At 42.9% G+C, this 22,132-nt stretch carries 23 protein-coding genes and 1 riboswitch; of the genes, 15 read left to right on the forward strand and 8 right to left on the reverse strand.

Annotated elements, in window-relative coordinates; genetic code table 11:
• Nucleotides 1-1,649: transglycosylase SLT domain-containing protein (locus C7Y66_RS17590; RefSeq protein ID WP_106546588.1), on the forward strand; the 1,649-nt coding region annotated here is incomplete at its 5' end.
• Between the two features lie 390 nt (nucleotides 1,650-2,039).
• On the opposite strand, the gene C7Y66_RS17595 is transcribed toward C7Y66_RS17590, so the two are convergent.
• Complete coding sequence (locus C7Y66_RS17595; RefSeq protein ID WP_015154961.1) at nucleotides 2,040-2,489, reverse strand: thioesterase family protein; 450 nt, start codon at nucleotides 2,487-2,489, stop codon at nucleotides 2,040-2,042.
• Nucleotides 2,490-2,671: 182 nt separating this feature from the next.
• Between C7Y66_RS17595 and C7Y66_RS17600 the strand changes: the two genes are divergently transcribed.
• Both C7Y66_RS17600 and tatC read left to right on the forward strand, forming a co-directional pair.
• Nucleotides 2,672-3,271, forward strand: coding sequence for a TetR/AcrR family transcriptional regulator (locus C7Y66_RS17600; protein ID WP_106546589.1), 600 nt, complete (start codon nucleotides 2,672-2,674; stop codon nucleotides 3,269-3,271).
• A gap of 102 nt (nucleotides 3,272-3,373) precedes the next feature.
• Entirely contained in the window at nucleotides 3,374-4,174 is an 801-nt protein-coding gene (gene tatC / locus C7Y66_RS17605) for a twin-arginine translocase subunit TatC (protein WP_106168443.1), read from the forward strand.
• Nucleotides 4,175-4,186: 12 nt separating this feature from the next.
• On the opposite strand, the gene C7Y66_RS17610 is transcribed toward tatC, so the two are convergent.
• The 3 genes from C7Y66_RS17610 to C7Y66_RS17620 form a co-directional block, all read right to left on the reverse strand.
• The gene (locus tag C7Y66_RS17610; protein WP_106546590.1) at nucleotides 4,187-4,846 is read right to left on the reverse strand and encodes a ComF family protein; all 660 of its coding nucleotides are present in this window, start codon (nucleotides 4,844-4,846) and stop codon (nucleotides 4,187-4,189) included.
• Between the two features lie 110 nt (nucleotides 4,847-4,956).
• Nucleotides 4,957-6,231: an MFS transporter gene (locus C7Y66_RS17615; protein WP_106546591.1), complete on the reverse strand. Its 1,275-nt coding sequence runs from the start codon at nucleotides 6,229-6,231 to the stop codon at nucleotides 4,957-4,959.
• Nucleotides 6,232-6,567: 336 nt separating this feature from the next.
• Entirely contained in the window at nucleotides 6,568-7,851 is a 1,284-nt protein-coding gene (locus C7Y66_RS17620; protein WP_106546592.1) for an MFS transporter, read from the reverse strand.
• A gap of 129 nt (nucleotides 7,852-7,980) precedes the next feature.
• Between C7Y66_RS17620 and C7Y66_RS17625 the strand changes: the two genes are divergently transcribed.
• Nucleotides 7,981-8,370 carry a hypothetical protein gene (locus tag C7Y66_RS17625; protein ID WP_106546593.1) on the forward strand — a complete coding sequence of 130 codons (390 nt, stop codon included), beginning with the start codon at nucleotides 7,981-7,983 and terminating at the stop codon, nucleotides 8,368-8,370.
• 138 nt (nucleotides 8,371-8,508) lie between these two features.
• Here the strand turns inward: C7Y66_RS17625 and C7Y66_RS17630 are convergent, their stop codons facing one another.
• Nucleotides 8,509-8,898 (reverse strand): hypothetical protein, encoded by a 390-nt coding sequence (locus C7Y66_RS17630; RefSeq protein WP_106546594.1) that lies wholly within the window; start codon nucleotides 8,896-8,898, stop codon nucleotides 8,509-8,511.
• A gap of 220 nt (nucleotides 8,899-9,118) precedes the next feature.
• Here C7Y66_RS17630 and C7Y66_RS31175 point away from each other — a divergent pair, with 220 nt between their 5' ends.
• Nucleotides 9,119-9,262, forward strand: a complete 144-nt coding sequence (locus C7Y66_RS31175; protein ID WP_158265949.1) for a hypothetical protein — start codon at nucleotides 9,119-9,121, stop codon at nucleotides 9,260-9,262.
• 392 nt (nucleotides 9,263-9,654) lie between these two features.
• A complete protein-coding gene (hemE, locus tag C7Y66_RS17635) occupies nucleotides 9,655-10,701 on the forward strand; it encodes a uroporphyrinogen decarboxylase (protein WP_106546595.1) in 1,047 nt (348 codons plus the stop codon).
• Between the two features lie 3 nt (nucleotides 10,702-10,704).
• On the opposite strand, the gene C7Y66_RS17640 is transcribed toward hemE, so the two are convergent.
• Nucleotides 10,705-11,127 (reverse strand): four helix bundle protein, encoded by a 423-nt coding sequence (locus C7Y66_RS17640; RefSeq protein WP_233222728.1) that lies wholly within the window; start codon nucleotides 11,125-11,127, stop codon nucleotides 10,705-10,707.
• A gap of 43 nt (nucleotides 11,128-11,170) precedes the next feature.
• Here C7Y66_RS17640 and C7Y66_RS17645 point away from each other — a divergent pair, with 43 nt between their 5' ends.
• The 4 genes from C7Y66_RS17645 (at nucleotide 11,171) to C7Y66_RS17660 (ending at nucleotide 15,921) form a co-directional block, all read left to right on the forward strand.
• Complete coding sequence (locus C7Y66_RS17645) at nucleotides 11,171-12,199, forward strand: NAD(P)-dependent oxidoreductase (protein ID WP_106546597.1); 1,029 nt, start codon at nucleotides 11,171-11,173, stop codon at nucleotides 12,197-12,199.
• A gap of 465 nt (nucleotides 12,200-12,664) precedes the next feature.
• Nucleotides 12,665-14,386 (forward strand): SulP family inorganic anion transporter, encoded by a 1,722-nt coding sequence (locus C7Y66_RS17650; protein WP_106546598.1) that lies wholly within the window; start codon nucleotides 12,665-12,667, stop codon nucleotides 14,384-14,386.
• Nucleotides 14,387-14,473: 87 nt separating this feature from the next.
• Entirely contained in the window at nucleotides 14,474-15,379 is a 906-nt protein-coding gene (locus C7Y66_RS17655; RefSeq protein ID WP_199197489.1) for a DMT family transporter, read from the forward strand.
• 95 nt (nucleotides 15,380-15,474) lie between these two features.
• Entirely contained in the window at nucleotides 15,475-15,921 is a 447-nt protein-coding gene (locus tag C7Y66_RS17660) for a VOC family protein (RefSeq protein ID WP_015154949.1), read from the forward strand.
• A 110-nt stretch (nucleotides 15,922-16,031) separates the two neighbouring features.
• On the opposite strand, the gene C7Y66_RS17665 is transcribed toward C7Y66_RS17660, so the two are convergent.
• Both C7Y66_RS17665 and C7Y66_RS17670 read right to left on the reverse strand, forming a co-directional pair.
• On the reverse strand, nucleotides 16,032-16,244 hold the full coding sequence (locus C7Y66_RS17665; RefSeq protein WP_015154948.1) for a hypothetical protein: 213 nt from the start codon (nucleotides 16,242-16,244) through the stop codon (nucleotides 16,032-16,034).
• A 43-nt stretch (nucleotides 16,245-16,287) separates the two neighbouring features.
• On the reverse strand, nucleotides 16,288-17,553 hold the full coding sequence (locus C7Y66_RS17670) for a glycosyltransferase (protein WP_106546599.1): 1,266 nt from the start codon (nucleotides 17,551-17,553) through the stop codon (nucleotides 16,288-16,290).
• A gap of 143 nt (nucleotides 17,554-17,696) precedes the next feature.
• A riboswitch (cyclic di-AMP (ydaO/yuaA leader) is annotated at nucleotides 17,697-17,832 on the reverse strand.
• Nucleotides 17,833-18,182: 350 nt separating this feature from the next.
• Here C7Y66_RS17670 and C7Y66_RS17675 point away from each other — a divergent pair.
• The 5 genes from C7Y66_RS17675 to C7Y66_RS17695 all read left to right on the forward strand — a co-directional run bounded on the left by C7Y66_RS17675 (nucleotide 18,183) and on the right by C7Y66_RS17695 (nucleotide 22,081).
• Nucleotides 18,183-19,538 carry a selenium-binding family protein gene (locus C7Y66_RS17675; protein WP_106546600.1) on the forward strand — a complete coding sequence of 452 codons (1,356 nt, stop codon included), beginning with the start codon at nucleotides 18,183-18,185 and terminating at the stop codon, nucleotides 19,536-19,538.
• A 36-nt stretch (nucleotides 19,539-19,574) separates the two neighbouring features.
• Nucleotides 19,575-19,910, forward strand: a complete 336-nt coding sequence (locus C7Y66_RS17680; protein WP_106546601.1) for a 2Fe-2S iron-sulfur cluster-binding protein — start codon at nucleotides 19,575-19,577, stop codon at nucleotides 19,908-19,910.
• A gap of 83 nt (nucleotides 19,911-19,993) precedes the next feature.
• Complete coding sequence (locus C7Y66_RS17685) at nucleotides 19,994-20,548, forward strand: acireductone dioxygenase (protein ID WP_106546602.1); 555 nt, start codon at nucleotides 19,994-19,996, stop codon at nucleotides 20,546-20,548.
• A 26-nt stretch (nucleotides 20,549-20,574) separates the two neighbouring features.
• Entirely contained in the window at nucleotides 20,575-21,228 is a 654-nt protein-coding gene (gene mtnB / locus C7Y66_RS17690; protein ID WP_106546603.1) for a methylthioribulose 1-phosphate dehydratase, read from the forward strand.
• Between the two features lie 79 nt (nucleotides 21,229-21,307).
• On the forward strand, nucleotides 21,308-22,081 hold the full coding sequence (locus tag C7Y66_RS17695; protein WP_106546604.1) for a hypothetical protein: 774 nt from the start codon (nucleotides 21,308-21,310) through the stop codon (nucleotides 22,079-22,081).
• Nucleotides 22,082-22,132: the final 51 nt, after the last annotated feature.

Consider the following 22,132-nt stretch of genomic DNA (forward strand, 5'->3'; position numbering starts at 1 on the left):
GTTTAGATATTGCCCGTTTGCTACTCCAAAAAAATCCTCAGCAGCCGCGATTGCAGTTACTTCTGGCGCAATATGACTACCAGAAGCCGGAGATCGTCCCTGTTTTAGATCGCTTAGTCAGTCAGTCGGCGGCGCAACTCAAACCCCAACATTGGCAAACAGTCGCCCAAGCTTACTGGGAGAATCGGGAATATGGTAAAGCTGCTGTCGCCTACGCTAAATCGCCTCGTACCCCCCGCAACGTTTATCGCTGGGGCAGAGGATTGCAATTGAGTACCAAACAAACAGAAGCTATTTCTGTTTACAAACAACTAGTAGCTGCTTATCCCAACGCAGAAGAATCTGGAATGGCGCTGATGCGATTGGCGCGGATATCCAAACCGAAAGAAGCTATTTCATATTTAGATTGGATTGTCAATCGTTTTCCCAAACAAGCAGGGGAAGCATTGGTAACAAAAGCAAATTTACTCGACAATCTGAATAGTAAGCAATCTGCTGCCAAAGTCCGACAATTATTATTAGATAAATATGGCGATTCAGATGCCGCAGCGGAATATCGCTGGCAAGTCGCACAAGAAAAAGCTGCAAAAAAAGATTATCAAGCCGCAACGAGATGGGCAGAAGCTATTCCTCAGCGCAATTCCGAACATATTCTCGCACCTAGATCGGCTTTTTGGATCGGGAAATGGGCAGAGAAATTAGGCAAAAATGAGGATGCTAAAACTGCTTTTGAATATGTTTTGAGTAAGTTTCCCCAGTCTTATTATGCGTGGCGATCGGCTACACTTTTGGGTTTAGATGTTGGTGATTTTACAACTGTACGTCAGATAAACCCCGATTTTTCATTGCCTCAACGTGTCCTTCCGCTTGCTGGTTCTCCTGCTTTAAAAGAGCTTTATCAATTAGGGCAAGATGCTGATGCTATAGCTTTATGGCAGGTAGAATACAGCAATCCAGAAAAACCAACTGTAGCCGAACAATTTACCGATGGTTTAATGTATTTGGCGAAGGGAGAAAACTTAATTGGTATTAATGAAATTTCCACTTTAGAAGACAGAGATATTCCCTTAGAAAAAGCAGAATATCAAAATTTGAGTAAACAGCTAGGCTATTGGCAAGCACGTTATCCTTTTCCTTACTTACCATTAATTCAAACTTGGGCGCAACAACATCAGCTCAATCCGCTTTTAGTCACGGCTTTAATTCGTCAAGAATCACGTTTTGAACCGACAATTCGTTCTGTAGCTGGAGCAGTAGGATTAATGCAAGTAATGCCTGGTACAGCTCAATACATAGCAGAAAAAATTAATGTATCTGAGTACAATTTAGAAAATCCCCAGGATAATATCCAACTAGGAACCTGGTATATGGATTACACCCACAATCGGTTTGATAATTATTCATTGTTGGCGATCGCGAGTTACAATGCTGGTTGGAGCAACGTAGAAAAATGGCTGAAGCGTTTCAATACTCAAGATCCTGATGAATTTGTCGAATCAATTCCTTTTGGCGAAACTCAAGGATACGTGCGTCAAGTATTTGGGAATTATTGGAATTATCTGCGATTATACAACCCACAAGTTTCTCGATTAGTTGCTAAATATTCTGACGTGCATCCGTCGATGTCAATTGATGTAGCAAGTAATTAGATCCTCCTAAATCCTCCTTAAAAAAGAGGACTTACCGAGCTTAAATCTTAAATTTAACTTTTCAAAATATTTGATAATAGATGTAAATGTTTACGCAATTTAGCAAAACATTAACCTTATCTATTATACGCCAATTGCGATCGCACACCAGAAAGTAATCTGGTGAAATTACTGTTGTAGTGAAAATAGGTTCAACGATAAATTTGCTCTAAGCGATCGCTTAACCTCAGAAGATATTGAAATTAATTCAGATGGACGGGTTTTTCTAAGAGCAAAATCTAAAAACGGACAACCGAGAATTTATACGATTACTTATACCGCTAGAGACAGTGCTGGCAACTTAACTCAAACTAGTGCAGAAGTCAAGGTTTCACCAGAAGCTAAATAAAGCTACACTTTTGCTGTTTCTCGATTGGAATTAGCGCTAAATTCAGAAATTACATAAGGACTAAATAATTCTCGCTCCTCCGTTTGCAATCGACGCGGACGCTTAGTTTCTCGATCGATGAATAGTCCTTTTTGCTGTGCTTCTGCTACCAACGTATTATCACCATTAAAAAAGCGAAAATCTAGTATGGCAGATGCAGCTCTGAGTTCGGAAAGCCATAACTCTAAGCGCACGCGATCGCCCAAATAAAGAGGATTTTTGTAATTAATATTTGTCTGAACTAATATAGGCACAAAACCGCGTTCTGCGATCGCGTGAATTGGCATTCCTACCGCTTCTAACAACTTAGTCCTTCCGATTTCCATCCACTGCTGATAAACAGAATTATTCACATGACCGACAAAATCGATCTGATAGGTATAAATCTCTAAATCTAAACAAATCTTCTTCATTTTCTTATACTTCACGCCTATTCTACGAAAAACACTTTGCGCCTCTGCACGGACACTTTCCTCAACGGGGGGAACCCCCGCACGGAAGTGTCCTTGTCTTTGCGCGACCAAACTTTACTTAAGTCACCAGATAGTGACAAGGTATCATAGTCACCAGTCAGTGACAATAGTACGATGTTTCGATGACGCGGGATAAAGAGGAGACAAAAGCTAGAATTCTAGCAGCAGTGGGCAAATTACTATCAGCATCAGGGTTTAGACAATTAGGCATCAATGCGATCGCCCGCGAAGCACAAGTCGATAAAGTGTTAATTTACCGATATTTTGGCAGCTTGCCAGAGCTACTGCGGGCATTTGGTAAAGAAGGAGATTATTGGATTAATGCCGAAGAACTGATCGATAATGGCGTAGCAGCAGATTCTTGGGACGAAGAAATGGTAAGAATGCTATTGCAACTGTCACAAGACTTACAAGAGCGTCCAATTACGCAAGAAATCTTACGTTGGGAGCTGTTAGAAGGAAACGAGTTAACGGAAGAACTAGCACAAATCAGAGAACAAACAGCGATCGCCTGCTTGGATTATTTAAGGCAAAACTACCCTACATCCCAAAATCGCGATCTTCCAGCGATCGGCGCAGTTTTAATTGCGGGAATCGTCTATTTAACATTGCGATCGCGCACATACCCATCATTTCTGGGTATAGATCTAACCTCACCTACAGGCTGGCAACGAATTGAAGCAGCAATTAGAGCGATGGTTCAAATCAAGAATGAGGGATGACAAGTTAAGTTAAAAATCAAAATCTCACTACTCCCTACTCCCTACTCCCTGCTCCCTTCATTACAGATACAATATTCATCAGATATGGAAATGGCTTGAGTAATGACACCACCCTCTGAAGTTGACACTGCATCTCAGGCAGATGTAAATAATGACATCGAGCCAGCGGTTCAAGAGCAAGATTCTTATCTGAACGAACTGCCTGACGAAGTGGAAATGTCCCTGTTCGAGCATCTAGAGGAGTTGCGACAGCGGATTTTCTATGCCCTAATTGCTGTAGTCGTAGGGGTTATTGGCTGTTTCATAGCCGTCAAACCGATTGTTAGATTATTAGAAGTGCCAGCACAGGGAGTTAAGTTTCTACAACTGGCTCCAGGCGAATACTTTTTTGTTTCAATCAAAGTTGCAGGCTACAGCGGTTTACTGGTAGCCAGTCCATTCATCCTCTACCAGATCGTCCAGTTTGTTTTACCAGGATTGACACGCCGCGAACGCCGCTTAATTGCACCAATTGTTTTAGGTTCTACCGTGCTGTTTGGAGCCGGATTAGCCTTTGCTTACCTGGTACTGATTCCAGCTGCATTAAATTTCTTTATCAGCTACGGAGCAGATGTAGTAGAACAACTATGGTCGATCGATCGCTACTTTGAATTTGTCTTGCTGTTCATGTTCAGCATCGGTTTAGCGTTTCAGATTCCCATTATCCAAGCCTTACTCGGTATATTGGGTATTGTATCTTCTGCCAAAATGCTGTCGGGATGGCGCTTTGTCTTGCTAGGTGCGGTCGTGTTAGGTGCAGTATTAACACCCTCTACCGATCCGATAACTCAATCTCTGCTCGCGGGTGCGGTGCTGGCGCTCTACTTTGGTGGTATTGGTATAGTTAAAGTTTTGGGCAAATAAGATTTTTGATTTTTAGCCCTTTCCTTTCAAGGTAGCAGCGATCGCCACGACTCCAAAAACTTGAATCCCCTCTTGACGCAAAGTCTGAGCGGCTGAGCGAGCTGTTGCGCCAGTTGTATAGATATCGTCTAAGATCAAAACTGGACGTACAGGGCGACGGTGACGAAAATCCGACCCGAGGTGAAAGGCTCCAACTAAATTTTGCTCTCGCTCGTTTGCAGGTAATTCAAACTGGCGTACAGTTTGGCGCGCGCGCTCCAATCCCTGCGATCGCAATTTTAGCCCCGTCATCTGACAAAAACTCCGCGCTAATAACTCCGCTTGGTTGAAACCGCGATCCCTTAACTTGGTTGCGTGCAGTGGAATTGGAATGACAATTGGCTGGCTTGAAGTCGATGGGAGATTTAACCAAGCATCAGCCAGCCAGAACCCTAACGGTTGAGCGATTTGAGATTTTTTCTCGTACTTTAGAGCCGCGATCGCCCGTTTGAGCGCTCCTCCATAGATTCCCCAAGCAAATACTGGGATTTCTGTTGTAGAACGGACATGGCGATTGCTCAGTTGACAGTGCTGTAGTTGTCTCGTGCAATCAACACAGAATACCTTCCCAGTCGGACGCTGACATAAAGGGCAATTTGACTTGAGAAATATGCTAATTACATCAGTCCACATGAGGGAGCAGGGAGTAGGGAGCGCTTCGGTGCAGGGAACGGAGGAGCAGAGGAGCAGAGGAGCAGAGGAGCAGAGGAGCAATTCTGGTTCCACTAGTCACCAGCTACTAGTCACTGATAACTGACAACTGTTCGCTGTTGCAACAAACGATGCAGGTATTGCAAAATGCCGATCGTGAATACTGTACTCGCAGCTAAAAACAACCAATATCTATCTGCCATCTGAGGCGATCGATCTAATACCCAAGTTCCTAAAGGAGGACCGATGATGTACCCGAGCGAACCACAGAGGGAGTTGATCGCGAAATAAACGCTGCGTTGTGAGGGGGGAGCTAAGCTGTTGACGATCGATACCGCAGCAGGAGTTAGGGATACAGCAGCGATCGCAAAAATTTCTGTTGCTAAGATCGCCCAGCCAAGGCGAACCGATGGCGCTATACCTGTTACCCAAATGACAACAAAACCTAATGCCCACATTAAGGTAGAAAAGATCATTGCATGAGGGGGACTCCAGCGCTTCAAAGCACGGGTAATTGGCAATTGACAGACAATCGCTAAAAGTACGTGCCAGCCAAACAGGATGCTAATTGTGGTGACTGAAAATCCTTGCTCGATTGTACTACCTGCAACGGCGAAGTTTTTCCAGTATAGAGGTAGCACGGCTTGAAACTGCGAGGCATATACAACCGCCATCGTGTTAGCGATCGCGTAGACCAAAAGACAGCGATCGCTCAATGCTGCTGACCAATTGCCTTTAATTCGAGAGCTTGATTTCTGCGGTTGGTAAGTTTCTGTAACTTTTGTATAGACCAGCATGAAGAAAACAACAAATCCTACAGCGTTGCACAAAAACAACGCTCTATATGCGCCTGTTAAACCGACTATTTCCCCACCTAGAAGAATTCCTACACCTAAGCCTACATAGTCCATGACTCGCATCACGGCAAAAGTATCTTGGCATTGTGAGGGAGAAATTAAATCGGTGATGACAGTATCAATAGTGGGCCAGTACAAACCCTGTCCAAACCCCAACAGTAAGTTCCCGATAACTAAGAGTGCAAAGCTATTGGTTGCGGCTAAGATGGCTGCGGCGATCGCGCTTAACGTGGCGGAAAGTAATAGAGTTCGACGGCGACCGCATACGGACGAGTCGCATAAAGAACTTGCCACCAACCGACCCAATATGCCTGCAACTGATGCACCTCCTAAAGCTAAACCAACACTAGTGGCAGAAAATCCTAACTGATTGACAAAAAATATGGTTGTATAAAATAAGGTAAAACCGATACCTAGTTGGGAAATACAACGACCAATTCCCAGTATCCAAACTTGTGAATTAAGCTGTGGCAACCAGGAAGTAAATTGATACTTAATTATAAACTTCATATCTGACGAAAAACAGCAAAGCTGCGGACAGGTAAACAAATACCTACCGATCTAGGCATGAAAAATTTTTGCATTTGTCTTTCACAAATACATCAATCGGCTGCGATCGCAGCCTCTTCAAGACTTAACTGGAAGGCAATTAATTTTATTCTTCCAAATTAACTTTTGCCTTGCGTATTTCCCCTGATTGTAATTATCTGTTATCCGTTATCAGTGGTAATAGGTAATTGGTAATTGGTAGTTACTCCCTCTACTCCTCTGCTCCCCTGCTCCCTGCTCCCCTGCTCCCTGCTCCCAGCTCCTCTGCTCCTCTACTCATTGGTTGCGGATAACTGGTCACTGGTCACTGGTCACTGATAACTGCTCCCTGCTCCCTAATAAGCGGCGTAAATACTGTAAAATTCCCACGACGATCGCCACGCTAAGGGCTGAACCCAACCAAAAACTATCTGCGATCGCGTTTGACTGGTCTAATGCCCAACCACCCAAGGGCGGTCCGATGAAATACCCGCCTGCCCAGCATAGAGAGTTGATGGAAAAGTAGATACCAATTTGAGCTGGAGGTGCGAGGTCGGTAATCAATGCGGATGCAGAGGGAGTGTAAGCAACAGTGGCGATCGCCAGTAGACTTAAAGCTAAAATTGCCCAAGTGATTTGACCACTAGCAACTGTTCCTGTTATCCAAATACAGAAAAAGCCTAAAGTCCACATCAAGGCAGAGATTGTTAAAGCTTGAGGATGAGTAAAACGTTTTAAAGCGCGTGCCACAGGTAACTGAGTCACGATCGCCATAGCCATATGCCAGCCGAATAAAATGCTGATTGTAGTTTCAGTAAATCCTTGACCTCCACTGCTAACTGGAACAAAATTTTTCAGATAAAGGGGTAGGGTGCTGTGTAGCTGGGCGATGTAAGTTGTAAAAATAATATTGACGATCGCAAACACTAATAAGCTGCGATCGCTCAAGGCTATTTGCCAACTCCCAGGCGCAAACGCTCCAGTTTGATTCTCCTGCGGTCGAGTTTCGGCGATCGCAAAATAGACGACGGCTAAGAAAATTAGAAACGATAACCCATCTAAAATAAATAGCGCTCGATAAGCTCCTGTCGTCCCAATCAAAACGCCACCAAATACAATTCCCATCCCTAGACCGAGATTGTCGGCTAAGCGAGTCACGGCGTAAGCTTCGCGGCGTTGGTCGGTGGATGTTACATCGGCAACAACAGCTTCAGTTGCGGGCCAATACAAACCTTGTCCCAGTCCCAGGAGTAAGTTGCCGATAACTAAAGTGGTGAAATCTGGAGTAATGGCGAGGACAAAACAGGCGATCGCCGCGATCGCTGCTGATAGTAAGAGAGTGCGACGACGACCCCAAAACTGTGAATCTGAAAATGCTCCCCCCAAAATTCGTCCCACAACTCCAGAAATAGAAGCACTACCCAACGCCCAACCGACAGCAGTGGCAGATAAGCCGACTTGGTTGACGAAAAAAATTGGCGCGTAAAACAGGGTAAACCCCGTACCTACATTTGATAGGAAGCGACCGCTTGCCAAAATCCAAACTTGAGAGTTCAGCGACGGCAACAGAGACGAAAAGTTATTTTTCTGAAAAAAATTCATTGAAGCTTTAAGTATTGATACGTCATATGAAAGTAAATTTTGTAACAGATTGGGAACTATAAATACAGAAAATTCATAGTTGTCTACTCGCAGCACCAATTCAAGTTACTTACTATTAGTGTCATATCTATGCAGAGACTTTTTGTATTACTAGGAGTAGTAATTGTATTTGCACTCATATTCGGATTCATGTTTGCTTATTACCGTTCTCAACAATCTCGCCGCCGACTCAGGTGGGTGCAGCCAAGAAAGCATGGCAAAAGCAAAACCACCCCATTTTCATCGCCTCGTCGCCAAAAACCATATGATAGCGAAGGAAGTGGAGATAGCGATAGTGCCATTAGGATAGAACAGGTTTCCCGCCCGCTACAAAAAAAACTCTTGCTACTGTTACATGGCGACCGCCAAGCCGCAAACAGACTCCTTAGTGCAGCGAAAGACCGGAATCCTGGTAGAACTATTCAGTGGTATGCCGAGAAAGTCCTATTCGATTTGCAACGCGATTATGGCAAATATTAACTAAATTAAAAGTCAAAAGCTAAAAGTTAAAAGTTAAAAATGAAGATTTAAGAGTTATTTATTCTCCTCTGCTTCCTTGTCTCCCTTGTCCCCCTTGTCTCCCTTGTTCCTTCTATTTTCTCCTCTCAGTCTTTTACGCTAATCTTCGTCGTCTAATTCTTCAACCTTTTCCGCTGGTCTATAGTCAGAGCATTTCAGTGCTTCTTCTGTTAAAACGGCACAAGGATTGACAGCACACTTGAGATAAGGATTGTTGGTAAAATATTGACAGTTTCGACAGGGTACTTTTTGAAAGCGCTTGATTGTAAACAAGAGTTCATCTCGCGCCGCAACTCCAATTTTAGATAGCATTAAAAACAAAATTGTCCAGCCCATAATAAAGCCAATCGGACCTAAAAGCATGAGCAGATCGGAAGTATTAAACTGAGGTGATTTTGTTTCATTTGCAGTTTGTTCGCTCAGCTTTACTTCCCGTACAATTTGTGTTTGCGCTACGTGCTGTTTTAAAAAGTCAGCCTTATTATCCATATTTCTTCCCTCGATCGGCATTCAAAAATACTGTCTTCTTTAGTAGCAAGACCACGGATACTATATTTACAGGTATAGCGAATAATAGAGTTCAGTATCTCTACTGAGAGTTTTGCTTGTCTATTTGTCCGATCTATCTAAAGAAGTATATTTTCGGAGGTAGGGCAATTCTTTTGATTCTTAATTGATGGTTCTTGCTTTTTGCTTGTCAACTAATTTTATGACGCTAGCAAATTATTTATTTTGGCGATCGCCAGATCTTATTAACTGGACTGCATTAATTTTTACTCAATATATCCAGCAAATACAAATATATAGTTGTGTTTGTGCGATCGACGGTAACAAAAAATACTTACCTAACTAACTAAAGATAGCTCATCTTCTATGTTACAAAAGCTCGACAATATCGACAACATCAAGATTAATTAAATCGTTTAACTTAAATTAAACAAATTATATTTTTGTAAATTCTAACAAGGTTTTTGTATAGCGATCGCATCCAATCTGCTAATAACTTGTGCTGCGCGTGGCGGTTAATGCTACTCTACGAAAAAGTAACTCGACGCTATACCGTGTCAGCTATGTCAAGCTTCAAGTTTGTTGATAGCAAGCGATAGAAGCAACTCACGATAAGTACAAATACAGATGGGAGTAGGAAATTAGCAACTTTTCTCCTATTTCTGACAGGCTTGTGTAAAAATCGCATGACGATCGATGATACGCTAAAGAATTGCAGAAAGATTACAAGGCGCAAGAATGGTTGTTGCAACCCAGGTTCCCCACTTGCTACGGGCTGCTCGTGGAGAAGAAGTAGACCGCCCGCCAGTATGGATGATGCGGCAGGCAGGTCGCTATATGAAGGCGTATCGAGATTTACGCGAGAAGTACCCATCATTTCGGGAGCGTTCTGAAATTCCCGAAGTAGCGATTGAGGTTTCTTTGCAACCCTGGAGAGCTTTTCAACCAGATGGCGTAATTTTATTTTCCGATATTGTCACGCCGTTGCCTGGTTTGGGAATTGATATGGACATTGCGGAAGGCAAGGGACCAATCATTCACTCGCCGATTCGGACTCAAGCGCAAATTGAATCTTTGCGCCAGTTAGAACCAGCAGAATCCTTACCTTTTATTAAAGAAATATTACAGGCACTTCGAGCCGAAGTCGGGAATAAAGCTACAGTTTTAGGCTTTGTCGGTGCGCCGTGGACGCTTGCAGCCTATGCAGTTGAAGGAAAAGGTTCTAAGACCTATTCCATTATTAAGGGAATGGCATTTTCTAACCCGACAGTATTGCACCAGCTACTAGAAAAACTAGCAGATGCGATCGCCATTTACGTTCGCTACCAAATTGACTGCGGCGCTCAAGTCGTACAAATGTTCGATTCTTGGGCGGGTCAACTTTCACCTCAAGATTACGAAACTTTCGCTTTACCCTATCAACAGCGAGTATTTCAACAAGTTAAACAAACTCATCCCGATACACCCCTAATTCTTTTGGTAGCTGAAAGTGCAGGTTTATTAGAAAGAATGGCGCGCAGTGGTGCAGACCTAATCAGCGTAGACTGGACTGTAGACATGACAGACGCACGGGCGAGACTGGGGAATCAAATTGGCGTGCAAGGAAATCTCGATCCTGGGGTGTTATTTGGTTCTCATGAATTTATTCGCGATCGCATTTACGATACGGTGAAGAAAGCAGGTACAAGGGGACATATCCTGAATTTGGGACATGGAGTACTTCCTGAAACTCCAGAAGATAATGTTAGGTTCTTCTTTGAAACTGCTAAACAGATTAGATATTAGTGGCTAGTGGCTAGTGACTGGTGGATAGAGTTTTGCTTTTAAAGATTTTTGCAAACCTCTAACCATCCTACCTATCTCAGAAGTTCTAGATAAAAGAATTTGTAAATCTTGTTCGCTTACATATGACAACCGTTGCGCCAAAATTAATTGAGTTTCCAGTTCTGCTAAAGAACCAAGTGTAATTGATAAAAAGTGTAAAAACTCTTTGGTTGAATCTCTTGCTGCACCTTCTGCAATATTAGAAGTAACAGATACAACTGCACGTTGTATCTGAGATGACAAACCATATGTTTCTTGTTTCGGAAAAGCTTGAGTCAACTGATAAACTAGAACAGCTAAATCTATCCCAAATTGCCAAACTTTGAGATCTTGATAACTATGAAGGTTCATTTCAGTATAGTAAAAAATATATGTATAATTTAACACACTTTAGGTCAAGCCACCAGCCACTAGCCACCAGCCACTAACTATGAGAATTTTAGTCACTGGCGCTAGCGGTTGTATCGGTCACTATATTTCTGAAATTTTAATTCAAGAAACTGACTACGAACTATATTTACTAGTTAGAAATCCTCAGAAACTACAAGTAGATATTACTCGCCCTGGTGTAAAAGTATTACAGGGCGATTTAGCTAATATCGAACAGTTTGCTGATTTACTGAAAACAATTGATATTGCTGTATTAGTAGCTACTGTTTGGGGTGGCGAAGATACTTTTGAAATTAACGTTAATAAAACAATTCAACTATTAAATTTACTCGATCCAGAAAAATGCCAGCGAGTCATTTACTTTTCTACAGCTAGCGTTTTGGATCGTCAAAATAACTTGTTAAAAGAAGCAGGAACACTTGGCATAGATTATATTCGTTCTAAATATGAAACTTTAAGTAGATTACCAGAATTAGCGATCGCCCCTAAAATTACCGTTCTATTTCCCACTTTAGTCCTGGGAGGCGATGCCCAGAAACCATACTCCCACCTATCTGCTGGCTTACCCGATGTTGCCAAGTGGATTAACATCGCCCGTTTCTTCAAAACAGAAGGCAGCTTCCATTTTATTCACGGACGAGATGTTGCTCAAGTCGTGAAATATTTGATTAAAGGGAGCAGGGAGCAGGGAGCAGGGAGTAGGGAAGAAGGACAAAGGGAAAAGGAGGGATCTACCAATTACCAATTACCAATTACCAATTACCAATTACCAACTCACTACGTTTTAGGACAAGAGCTATTAACCGCTAACCAGCTAATAGAAGAAATTTGTAGATATTTCAATAAAAAGATTTATTTTCGTATTCCTCTCTATTTATCTATAGCTAATTTATTTATAGTTTTATTCCGTATTCAGATGGCAGATTGGGATAGATTTTGCTTGCAATATCGCTATTTTACTTACAAGAACGTTGTCAATCCCAGCAGCTTTGGCTTACCTAATTATTGTCCTACCTTCAGCGATGCTTTAAAAATTCATGGGATTCCTCGTAGAAAACTGGATACTTAGAGAAAGACTTTTAGTAATCTTCTTTGCTTGTGCCTGTGCGCGCAACAAAATCATACCTTTGCCCTCAACTTAGTATTGAGCGATACAAAAAGATTATTTCCCTGATTTTCTTCGATCGCATCGAAAATTATATAAAGCTTTATTCCCGTGTAAAAATAATTTTGACTTTTAGATTTTGACTTTTGACCTTACTAAAATTCAATACTATTTCTCAATGAAATCTATTTTTAAAACTTATTTGTATGTTGCTAAAAAGCAACGTTGCTATTAGGAAAAATTGGAAAATTAAAGAAATATAAATTCGTTTTGTTAGCCCATTACTTGATGATACAAGGAATGATAAGAGTGTCATTCCTCTAGCTCTAGAAGTAGAATCCATACAGTCAATAAATAGGAATCATATTAGCGACTTATTTCCCATAAAGAATGACATCAATAGTCTTTTTCTGAAGGGATGAACAACCAATGCAGCTAACAAATAAGATTCGGTTCAGAAAATTACAGCTAACAAATAGGATTCATTTCAGAAACTTACGTGGTGATATTTTTGGTGGAGTCACCAATGCAATTGTTTCATTACCAATAGCTTTGGCGTTCGGGGTTGCATCTGGTTTGGGACCAGTTGCAGGGCTTTATGGCTCAATTTGTGTTGGCTTTTTTGCTTCTCTGTTTGGTGGCACACCCACACAAATTTCCGAACCAACTGGACCGACAACCGTATTTATGACGGCAATTATTAGCGCAATGATTGCTAGGAATCCTGAGAATGGTATGGCAATGGCATTTACGGTAGTGATGCTATCGGGAGTTTTTCAAATTCTCTTTGGTGTCTTCCGTTTGGGTAAATATATTATTCTCATGCCCTACAGCGTTGTTTCAGGTTTTATGTCTGGAATTGGTGCAATTCTAATTATTTTGCAAATTCCGCCATTTCTAGGACATGAAGCTCCTAAAGGGGGTTTGATAGGAACGTTACAAAATCTACCCCAGATGCTATCAAACCTCAACCCTGCCGAAACTGGTCTAGCAGCTCTGACAATGGTAGTTATTTTTTTCTTGCCACATAGAATCAAGCACTTGATACCACCACAACTAGCAGCACTAGTTATCGGCACATTTATTTCCTTCACCTTGCTGCAAGATATGGATTTGAGACGGATTGGCGAGATTCCATCGGGACTACCGACCCTATATTTACCTACTTTTACTCCAGCTCAAACCGTACAGATGTTCGTTGATGCAGCCATGCTAGGTATGTTGGGTTCTATTGACGCGCTGCTCACTTCAGTTATTGCTGACAGTATGACCCGTACCCAGACTCAGGAAGACCGGGAGTTAGTCGGTCAGGGAGTAGGAAATCTGGTTGCTGGTTTGTGCGGTGGACTGCCTGGTTCTGGTGCGACGATGGGAACGGTAATTAACGTTCAAGTTGGGGCAAGAACTGCTTTGGCTGGTTTGATCCGTGCGGTGCTGATGTTGGTCGTAGTGTTATGGCTGGCTGACTTGGCAGAAAACATTCCAATGGCAGTCTTAGCTGGAATTGCCTTTGCCGTGGGAATTGAAATGCTCGATTGGAATTTCTTGAAACGAGCGCATAAGGTTTCTTGGAAATCAACCTTAATCATGTATGGCGTACTGCTGATGACAGTTTTCCTCGATCTGATGGTTGCGGCTGGGGTAGGAATGTTTATTGCTAACTTGCTGACAATTGAGCAATTGAGCCATTTACAAGCTCAAAGAATCAAAGCAGTTTGTGGTGCAGATGATTCCGTCCCGCTCAATTTAGAAGAGAAAGAGTTGCTCAATTTAGCTGATGGGCGAGTTTCTTTGTTTTACATGGGGGGACCAATGCTGTTTGGAGTGGCAAAAACGATCGCCCGCGAACATTTATCTATCAAGCGTTGCGATACCTTAGTGATGGATCTGAGCGATGTTCCTTATCTAGATGAAACTGCGGCACTGGTAATCGAAGCTGCCATTAAAGATTCTCAGGCAAAAGGTTCTCAAGTATTTATCGTGGGGGCAGTTGGTAAAGTCAAGCATCTTTTAGAGAGTCTTGGCATTCTCAATTTAGTACCATACGATAACCTATTTCTGGATCGAACTGATGCCCTGAAACAAGCAGTTGTAGTAGATGTAGCTGAAATCGGTTTAGATGTAGCTGAAATCGGTTTGCGGACTGGTTGAGTTTGGGAGTTCTATTGTCAAGTTTCCTAATGGATTTCACCTTGTTACACTGGCAGAGTAAACCCGATAGAATCCTCTTGAAGACTTTTGCAGAGTCTTAAATCTCTATTTCAGTCATCTATCCACAGTGCGATTTTGGCTCTGTTTGCCCTAGCTCTGATTTGGGGTTATAACTGGGTACAAATGAAAGTAGCAGTGGAATATTCACCACCGTTTACATTCGCAACTTTGCGGATAGTTCTCGGAGCCTTGAGTTTATTTCTCGTGATGGCGTGGTTGAAAAAACCGTTGTTACCTCAAGCAGTTGGGGGTACTTTTCTGCTGGGGTTGTTGCAGACAAGTGGATTGTATGGGTTAGCAACTTGGGCTTTAGTTAGTGGTGGAGCCGGAAAAACGGCAGTTTTGGTTTACACAATGCCTTTCTGGACGCTAATTTTAGCTCGATCGCTGTTAAAAGAGCGAGTCAGAACAATACAATGGATTGCGATCGCCCTTAGTTTTGCTGGTTTGCTACTGATTTTAGAACCTCAGCAGCTTGATGGGACGGTTTTTAGTAAGGTATTAGCCATTCTTGCGGGGATATGCTGGGCTGGTGGGGTCATTGTCGCCAAGAAATTGCAACAACAACATAATTTAGATCTGTTATCGCTGACAGCTTGGCAAACTCTTTTCGGTGCTGTGCCGCTACTGTTTGTCGTTCTCTTCATTCCCTCTGAACCGATTGTTTGGTCTAACGAGTTTGTCGTAGCGTTGATTTACAACGTTATCCCAGGTACGGCGATCGCAATGTTGCTTTGGCTGTATATATTAAATCATCTATCTGCAAGTACGGCAGGATTGGGTATGTTAATGAATCCTGTAGTGGGAGTATTAACGGCTTGGCTGCAACTGGGAGAACGACCAGGACTTACGGAATCTGTAGGTATGTTACTGATTGTTTCTGCTTTGGCTTTCAATGTTAACTCTCTGCAAAAAACGAAGTCAACCAACTGATTTCACCATTTCTGTACGGGCGGGTTTAACCGCAAAACTATTTATTCTAGTATAGGGATCTTCAAAAACCCGCCCCTACGAGGACTGACTTCACCATGACTATTCCCAGTACCCTTGCACCTGGCAACCTGCGGCGAGTCCACCACATCGCCTTAAATGTCAAAGACATGCAAGCATCGCGCCACTTTTACTGTCATATTCTGGGATTGCACGAACTGACAGGCGATGAAATCCCCTCTACTTTGATAGACTTGGTAGCGCAAGGCAAAGTCGCTAACTTTGTCACTCCAGATGGAACGGTTTTAGATTTGTTCTGGGAACCGGAGTTAACACCACCAGATCCCGATCCCGAACGGAGTTTTACTCGTGCCTATCATCTTGCCTTCGATATCGATCCGCAATTGTTCGATCGCGCCGTGGAAGTATTGAAAGATAATCAAATTGCGATCGCCCACGGTCCTGTCAGTCGCCCTACAGGTAGAGGCGTTTACTGCTACGATCCAGATGGATTTATGGTAGAAATCCGGTGCGATCCAGTATGAGCAAAAAAAACCTGAATCTGACAATTCAGACTCAGGTAGTCCTACACTTCACAACTCAGGAAAATACAACAGACACGAAAATCTCAGAAACAAAAATCTAATTTTCAGCTCTAAGCGGCATGAGTATGCATTTTTGTTTCCACAGGCAACCACTTGGAAGATAGATCTTCCATAATACCTTTGCGGCTGAAACTTTTGCTTCGATCTAAATGTACCACTAATGTTGGCAAATAAATGTCATCAATTATCTGATGTCCGTAACCGATGACAACACCAGTTAGATCTGCTTGCTTGTGTTGCACGAAATCCCCAATCCTTAACATGGTATTTCTCCTTGTGCAGTTTGCTATCCAACGTTTACTATTGCTAAGCTGCGATCGCTCTACTCGTCTCAACCGTGGCTGAATTCAATGTGGTATACAAATGTCCTAATTCGATTGCTACACCTTGCCAGCTAAAATGATTTTCTACCCGTTGCCGACCTCGTTCCCCTAACTTTCTTGCCCAGCTAGAATCGGCTAAAATGCGATCGAGCGCTTGGGCAAACGCAACGTCATCTTTAGCAGGTGCGAGTAATCCCGTCTCTTCTGGAACTACGGTAAATTGCAAACCGCCGACATCGCTAGCAACCACGGGAATTCGGCTTGCCATCGCTTCAATTGCTACCAAACCAAAAGGTTCGTAGTGACTGGGGACGACACTAACATTGGCAGCGGCGTAGTAAACTGGCAAAATTCGATCGTCCAAGCGACCTGGAAAAACAGTTATCGTATCTAAACCTAACTCTCCAACAATTCCTTCAATGCGATCGCGTTCTCTGCCGTCACAGCGACCGGGTTGGCTGCCACCACCGATAATTAATTTCAAGTTAGTCCGACCTGCTGCGTGCAATCTTGCCACCGATCGCACTAAGGTTTCAATCCCTTTACGTTTGTCAAATCGACCGACATACAACACGACTTTTTCATTTGTTGCAATTCCTAACTGCTGCCGCGCTGCTTCGCGTTCGATTGACCCAAATCTGTCTATATCCGTACCGCAGGGGATAATATCAATTTGTCCTGTGGTTGAAACAAGCGATCGCATGTGTTCTTGTTCTTGAGGACTGGTAGCGACTATCCGTTCCGCTGTTTCCAAACAAGCTTTTTCTACTGCTAACCGTTTAGTTGCGATCGCTGGAATCTCGTCAATATTTCTGTACTTAACTGCACCCAACGAGTGATATGTATGTATCTGACTCAAAGGTTGCAGTTGCTTCAATCGCATTCCCACCCAAGCAGATAGCCAGTAGTTAGTGTGGACGAGCGAGTAACGAAATCCATGCTGTTGTTGAAAAGCTTGGAAAGCTTTGACGTACTCCGGTAAATAACTGAATAGTTCGTCCCGTCCGATAAATTCTGGCGCTCCCGCTGGTAACCGAATTGTGCGACAATTAGCATTGTGTTGCACGATCGCCGCTTGTTCTTTCCGGCTACGGCGAGTAAACATATCGACTTTCCATCCCTGCTGGGCAAGGGCAAGACCGACTTGGCGCACGTAAACGTTTTGACCTCCAGCCTCTTCTTGCCCAATCTCAATCGCTGGATCGCCATCAACAGAAATTAAAGCAATGCGATTCTGTTTTTCTAACATTGTTGGTTTACTTCTCCTTATGGCTAGCTTTCCTGCCTCTGGCTGCCATCAGGAATCAATTCCTTAGCACCAAGTACAGGTAAAACGTAGCAGGTTTAAACCAGCCAAGGACACTGAATGGGATCTAGAAATCTTCGATCTTTACAGTCTCCTCTCAATGCCGACGAAGTTAGCTGACGGGCTAGGACTGAGAGATGTCCCTCTCTGTTTATCTCAGAGATAAGCCCCAAAATTCGGTTCCTCCGCTCCAATTATGATTGGATTAGGCTGACTTATTTAATCTGGTTAACTACATCCTAAACCACGCTCCCTACGTTCTGTCAATAAAAGTTACAAACTATGAAGTAAACTCAGTCAGATTGTTAAGTATTGTATGTGAAACTTCTATTTGAGTTGTGAACTACTCGTGAAGGTTGTCATTCGTTCAAGTGCTGTTAGCGCGTCACAGTCAGATGAACAGTAATTTGACAATTGATTTACAACTGCTGGATCTCAGCCATCTGTAAGAAATACAAACATAGTACGGTATTCCTAGCAATCAATGCTAGTTTTGTTATTAGTAGACGGTTAACTGTAGAGATATGACATGTCGTATCCGCACTTAACCAATGACCAACGACAAATGACCAATGACCAATCATACTTGCTGCGGTCCTGGCTATGCATCTCCCCAAGCGGCGATGCAAGCAGAGAGAGAAAAGATATTATATGCGATCGCCCTTTATACGGGTACGGGAATTGAAGCACCAGATTATTTAGCGACGATTGATGTCGCTCCTGACTCTCCGACATATTCTCAGGTAATTCATCGCTTACCGATGCCTTATTTAGGCGATGAGTTACATCATTTTGGTTGGAATGCATGTAGTTCGTGTCACGGTGACGCGAGTAAATCTCGCCGCTTTACGATCGTACCTGGACAGCGATCGAGCCGGATTTATATTGTAGATACAAAAGAAACGCGATCGCCTCAAATTTATAAAGTCATCGAACCAGAAGAAATCAAAGCGAAAACAAATTTAACAGCCCCTCATACAGTCCATTGTCTAGCAGATGGTCATGTGATGATTTCGATGTTAGGTGATAGTCAAGGGAATGCACCTGGCGGCTTTTTGTTACTCGATGAAAACTTTGATATTGTCGGACGTTGGGAACAACAAGCCACGGCGATGAAGTTTAATTATGACTTTTGGTATCAGCCACGTCATAACATCATGATAAGTAGCGAATGGGGTGCACCCAAAACGTATTATCCAGGCTTTGACCTCAACGATGTCGCAGCCGGAAATTACGGTCAGCAATTGCATTTTTGGGACTGGAAAAAACACGAAATTATTCAAAGTTTTGACTTAGGTACAGAAGGTTTAATTCCTTTAGAAGTGCGTTTTCATCACAATCCAGATAGTACACACGGCTATGTGGGTGCAGCCTTAAGTAGTAATATTTGGCACTGGCATAAATCTAACGGAAAATGGGCAGTTGAGAAAGTTATTGATGTTCCATCCGTCGAGGTTCAAGGCTGGGAAATTCCCGTTCCCTCTTTAATTACCGATATTTTGCTGTCAATGGACGATCGCTATCTCTATTTTTCCAACTGGTTGCATGGAGATATTCGTCAGTATGACATTAGCAATCCTTCTCAGCCTAAATTGACTGGGCAAGTTTGGTGTGGTGGATTGTTAGGAAAAGGTGGCGAAGTCCAGGGGCATAAATTGCAAGGTGGTCCTCAAATGTTGCAATTAAGTTTGGATGGTAAGCGGTTGTATGTCACTAACTCTCTATTCAGTACTTGGGATAATCAATTTTATCCAGATTTGGCTAAACAGGGGTCTTACATGTTGCAAATTGATTGCGACACGGAAAAGGGAGGATTGAAAATTAATGAAAACTTTTACATAGATTTTGGTCGAGAACCAAACGGCGCAGCCCGCGCCCACGAAATGCGATATCCTGGTGGCGATTGTACTTCAGATATTTGGATTTAGAGTTAAGAGAATCATAGGGGCAGGTTTTTTGGTCGAATGAAAACCTATCAAATCGAACTGGTTAACAGAAATAATTTTACTCTTAACGTAGCAGCAGACAAATATATTTTGGATGCGGTAGAAGCGGCTGGATTAAAATTACCCGTAGGCTGTCGTTATGGGGCTTGTATTACTTGTGCTGCCAGGATTTTATCAGGTGAAGTAGAACAGACAAATGCGATCGCCCTCAAACCCCAGCAAGCCGCAAAAGGTTACGTTTTGTTATGCATTGCCACTCCCCGTTCTGATTGTAAGTTTGAAGTCGGCGTAGAATGTCAAAAAGAATTGTATGTAAACCCTTTTATCAGTTATCAGCGAACAGTTATCAGTTGACATTGGTAATCGGTAATTGGTAATTGGTAATCGATCGTTTGTTATTTGCATTTTCACTGCTCACTACTCACTACTCACTCCCTATGGCGCTTCTTAAACTAGAAGATGGTACAATCTACAACCAACTAGCTGATATCAGCCGCGAATTGGCTGCTCTTAATATTCAACTCAATTACTGGAGTGTAGGAGAAGATGCCCAATTACGGCAATTGCTAGCACAAGAAAGCTTAACTTCAGAGGAAAAAGAACGAGTCCTCGTGGCTTTAGATACCTATTTTGAGCAACTTCAACAGACCGATGGTTATCAATCTCGCGATTTAATTGCATTACATCCTGGGATTCCCAATTTAGATGAGATGCTAGCAAAGTTCGATCGCATTCACACTCACGCCGATGATGAAGTCAGGTATATTGTCGATGGTGAAGGGATATTCGGCTTTGTGCGTCCTGATGGTAGCCAAGTAGAACTCACAGTACAACCAGAAGAGTATATTAACGTCCCTGCCGGAACCGAGCATTGGTTTTATTTAACAACCGCACGACGAGTTAAAGCTGTACGATATTTTATCGATACAACAGGTTGGGTTCCTCAATACACGGGCAAAGAGATTCGGTTTCGTCAAAGCGCGAGCGCGTAATTCATTATATTTATTACCTCTGATTCATGCTTAATTATCAACCTTCAGTAACTAATAGCAAAACTACCGATCCGCGTTTTGAATTGATCGATGCTGCTCGTTATTTCTACCGTCAAGATTGGATGGTAGGAACGGCGGGAAATCTTTCTGCTCGTCTTCCTGATGATAGTTTTTGGATTACGGCAAGTGGGAAGGCAAAAGGAGAACTATCAACTAGCGATTTCGTGCGCGTTACCCTCACTGGTGAGATTTTAGAAAGAGCATCTGCTAATATTAAACCTTCGGCAGAAACGATAATTCATCAAGTAATTTATAGCTTGTTTCCAGCGGTTCGAGCTTGCTATCACGTCCACTCAATTGAAGCAAATTTAGTTTCTCATTTTACTGAGAAACTAAATTTGCTACTACCACCCCTGGAAATGGTTAAAGGCTTGGGTGTATGGGAAGAAAACCCCCAGGTGGCAATTCCCATATTTGAAAATCATTTAGAAGTTCCTCAAATTGCCGCAGAAATTAGCGATCGCTTCAGTACTCAATTACCTCAAGTCCCGGCTTTGTTAATCCGCAATCATGGCGTGACTGTCTGGGCAGATTCCCTCACCTCAGCGCGTAATTATGTTGAGTTGATAGAATACATTTTTCGATACATGGTAGCAGCGCGGCAAGCTGGAATTTTTTGAAAATGGGAGGTCACGGGAACAATAGAGCGATCTTTTCTTCATAACTTATAACCTGAGTCTACTTTATAGGAGAAAGTCAATGCTATTGTTCAATCGCTGGCAGTCAAAAACTGCTTTTTTAATGGCGATGGGAATGACCGCAACAGCGTTTGTACCGCTTTTGATTTCTACTCCAGCGATCGCCAATTCTCCCTCTTTTGAAATTGCACAACTCTTTCCTGACTCTCGCGACGATGAGTATCGCGGTTCTTCTGGTGGTGTTGTCCCCAGAGGAACGATAATTCCAGTAACTTACGACAGAGGCAAAAAAATTATTGTCTCTCCAGAAGAAACAGCGGACATAACATTGACTGTGGCTGAAGATGTCGAGTCTGAAAGCGGTAGAATCGCAATTCCCGCTGGTAGTCGGATTGAAGGCGAACTCAGACCAACCGATCGCGGGACTCAATTTGTCGCGCAAAATTTAATTCTAGAAGATCGCGATCGCGGTTATCCAATTGAAGCAACGTCGCGGGAGATTACCGACACGGAAATCATTGATGAAAAATCAAATCCCGATATCCTTAGAGGCGCGGTGATTGGGGCTGCTGCTGGTGCAGTTTTGGGTGAAATTTTTGGTGGGATCGATCTAGGTGAAGTCTTAGCTGGTGCGGGTGTAGGTGTATTGGGAGAAGTTTTACTGAGAGGTCGCAAGCAAAAAGAAGTTGAAGTTGTTGTCATCAGACCAGATACAGACTTAGATTTGAGATTAGAGGAAGATTTTGTTGCCTCGCGTTCTGGAAATGATGATTACCGCGATTCTGATTATCGTCGCAACAGGGACTCTGATTATCGCAGGCGTGAAGATAATTAAACTTGTTGCTGTACGTTTTGGCAAGGGTGGGTTTAGCAAGATCTCGGTGTG

Origin of the sequence: Chroococcidiopsis sp. CCALA 051 (genome assembly GCF_003015105.1) — a bacterium.
Taxonomy (GTDB): Bacteria; Cyanobacteriota; Cyanobacteriia; order Cyanobacteriales; family Chroococcidiopsidaceae; genus Chroococcidiopsis; species Chroococcidiopsis thermalis.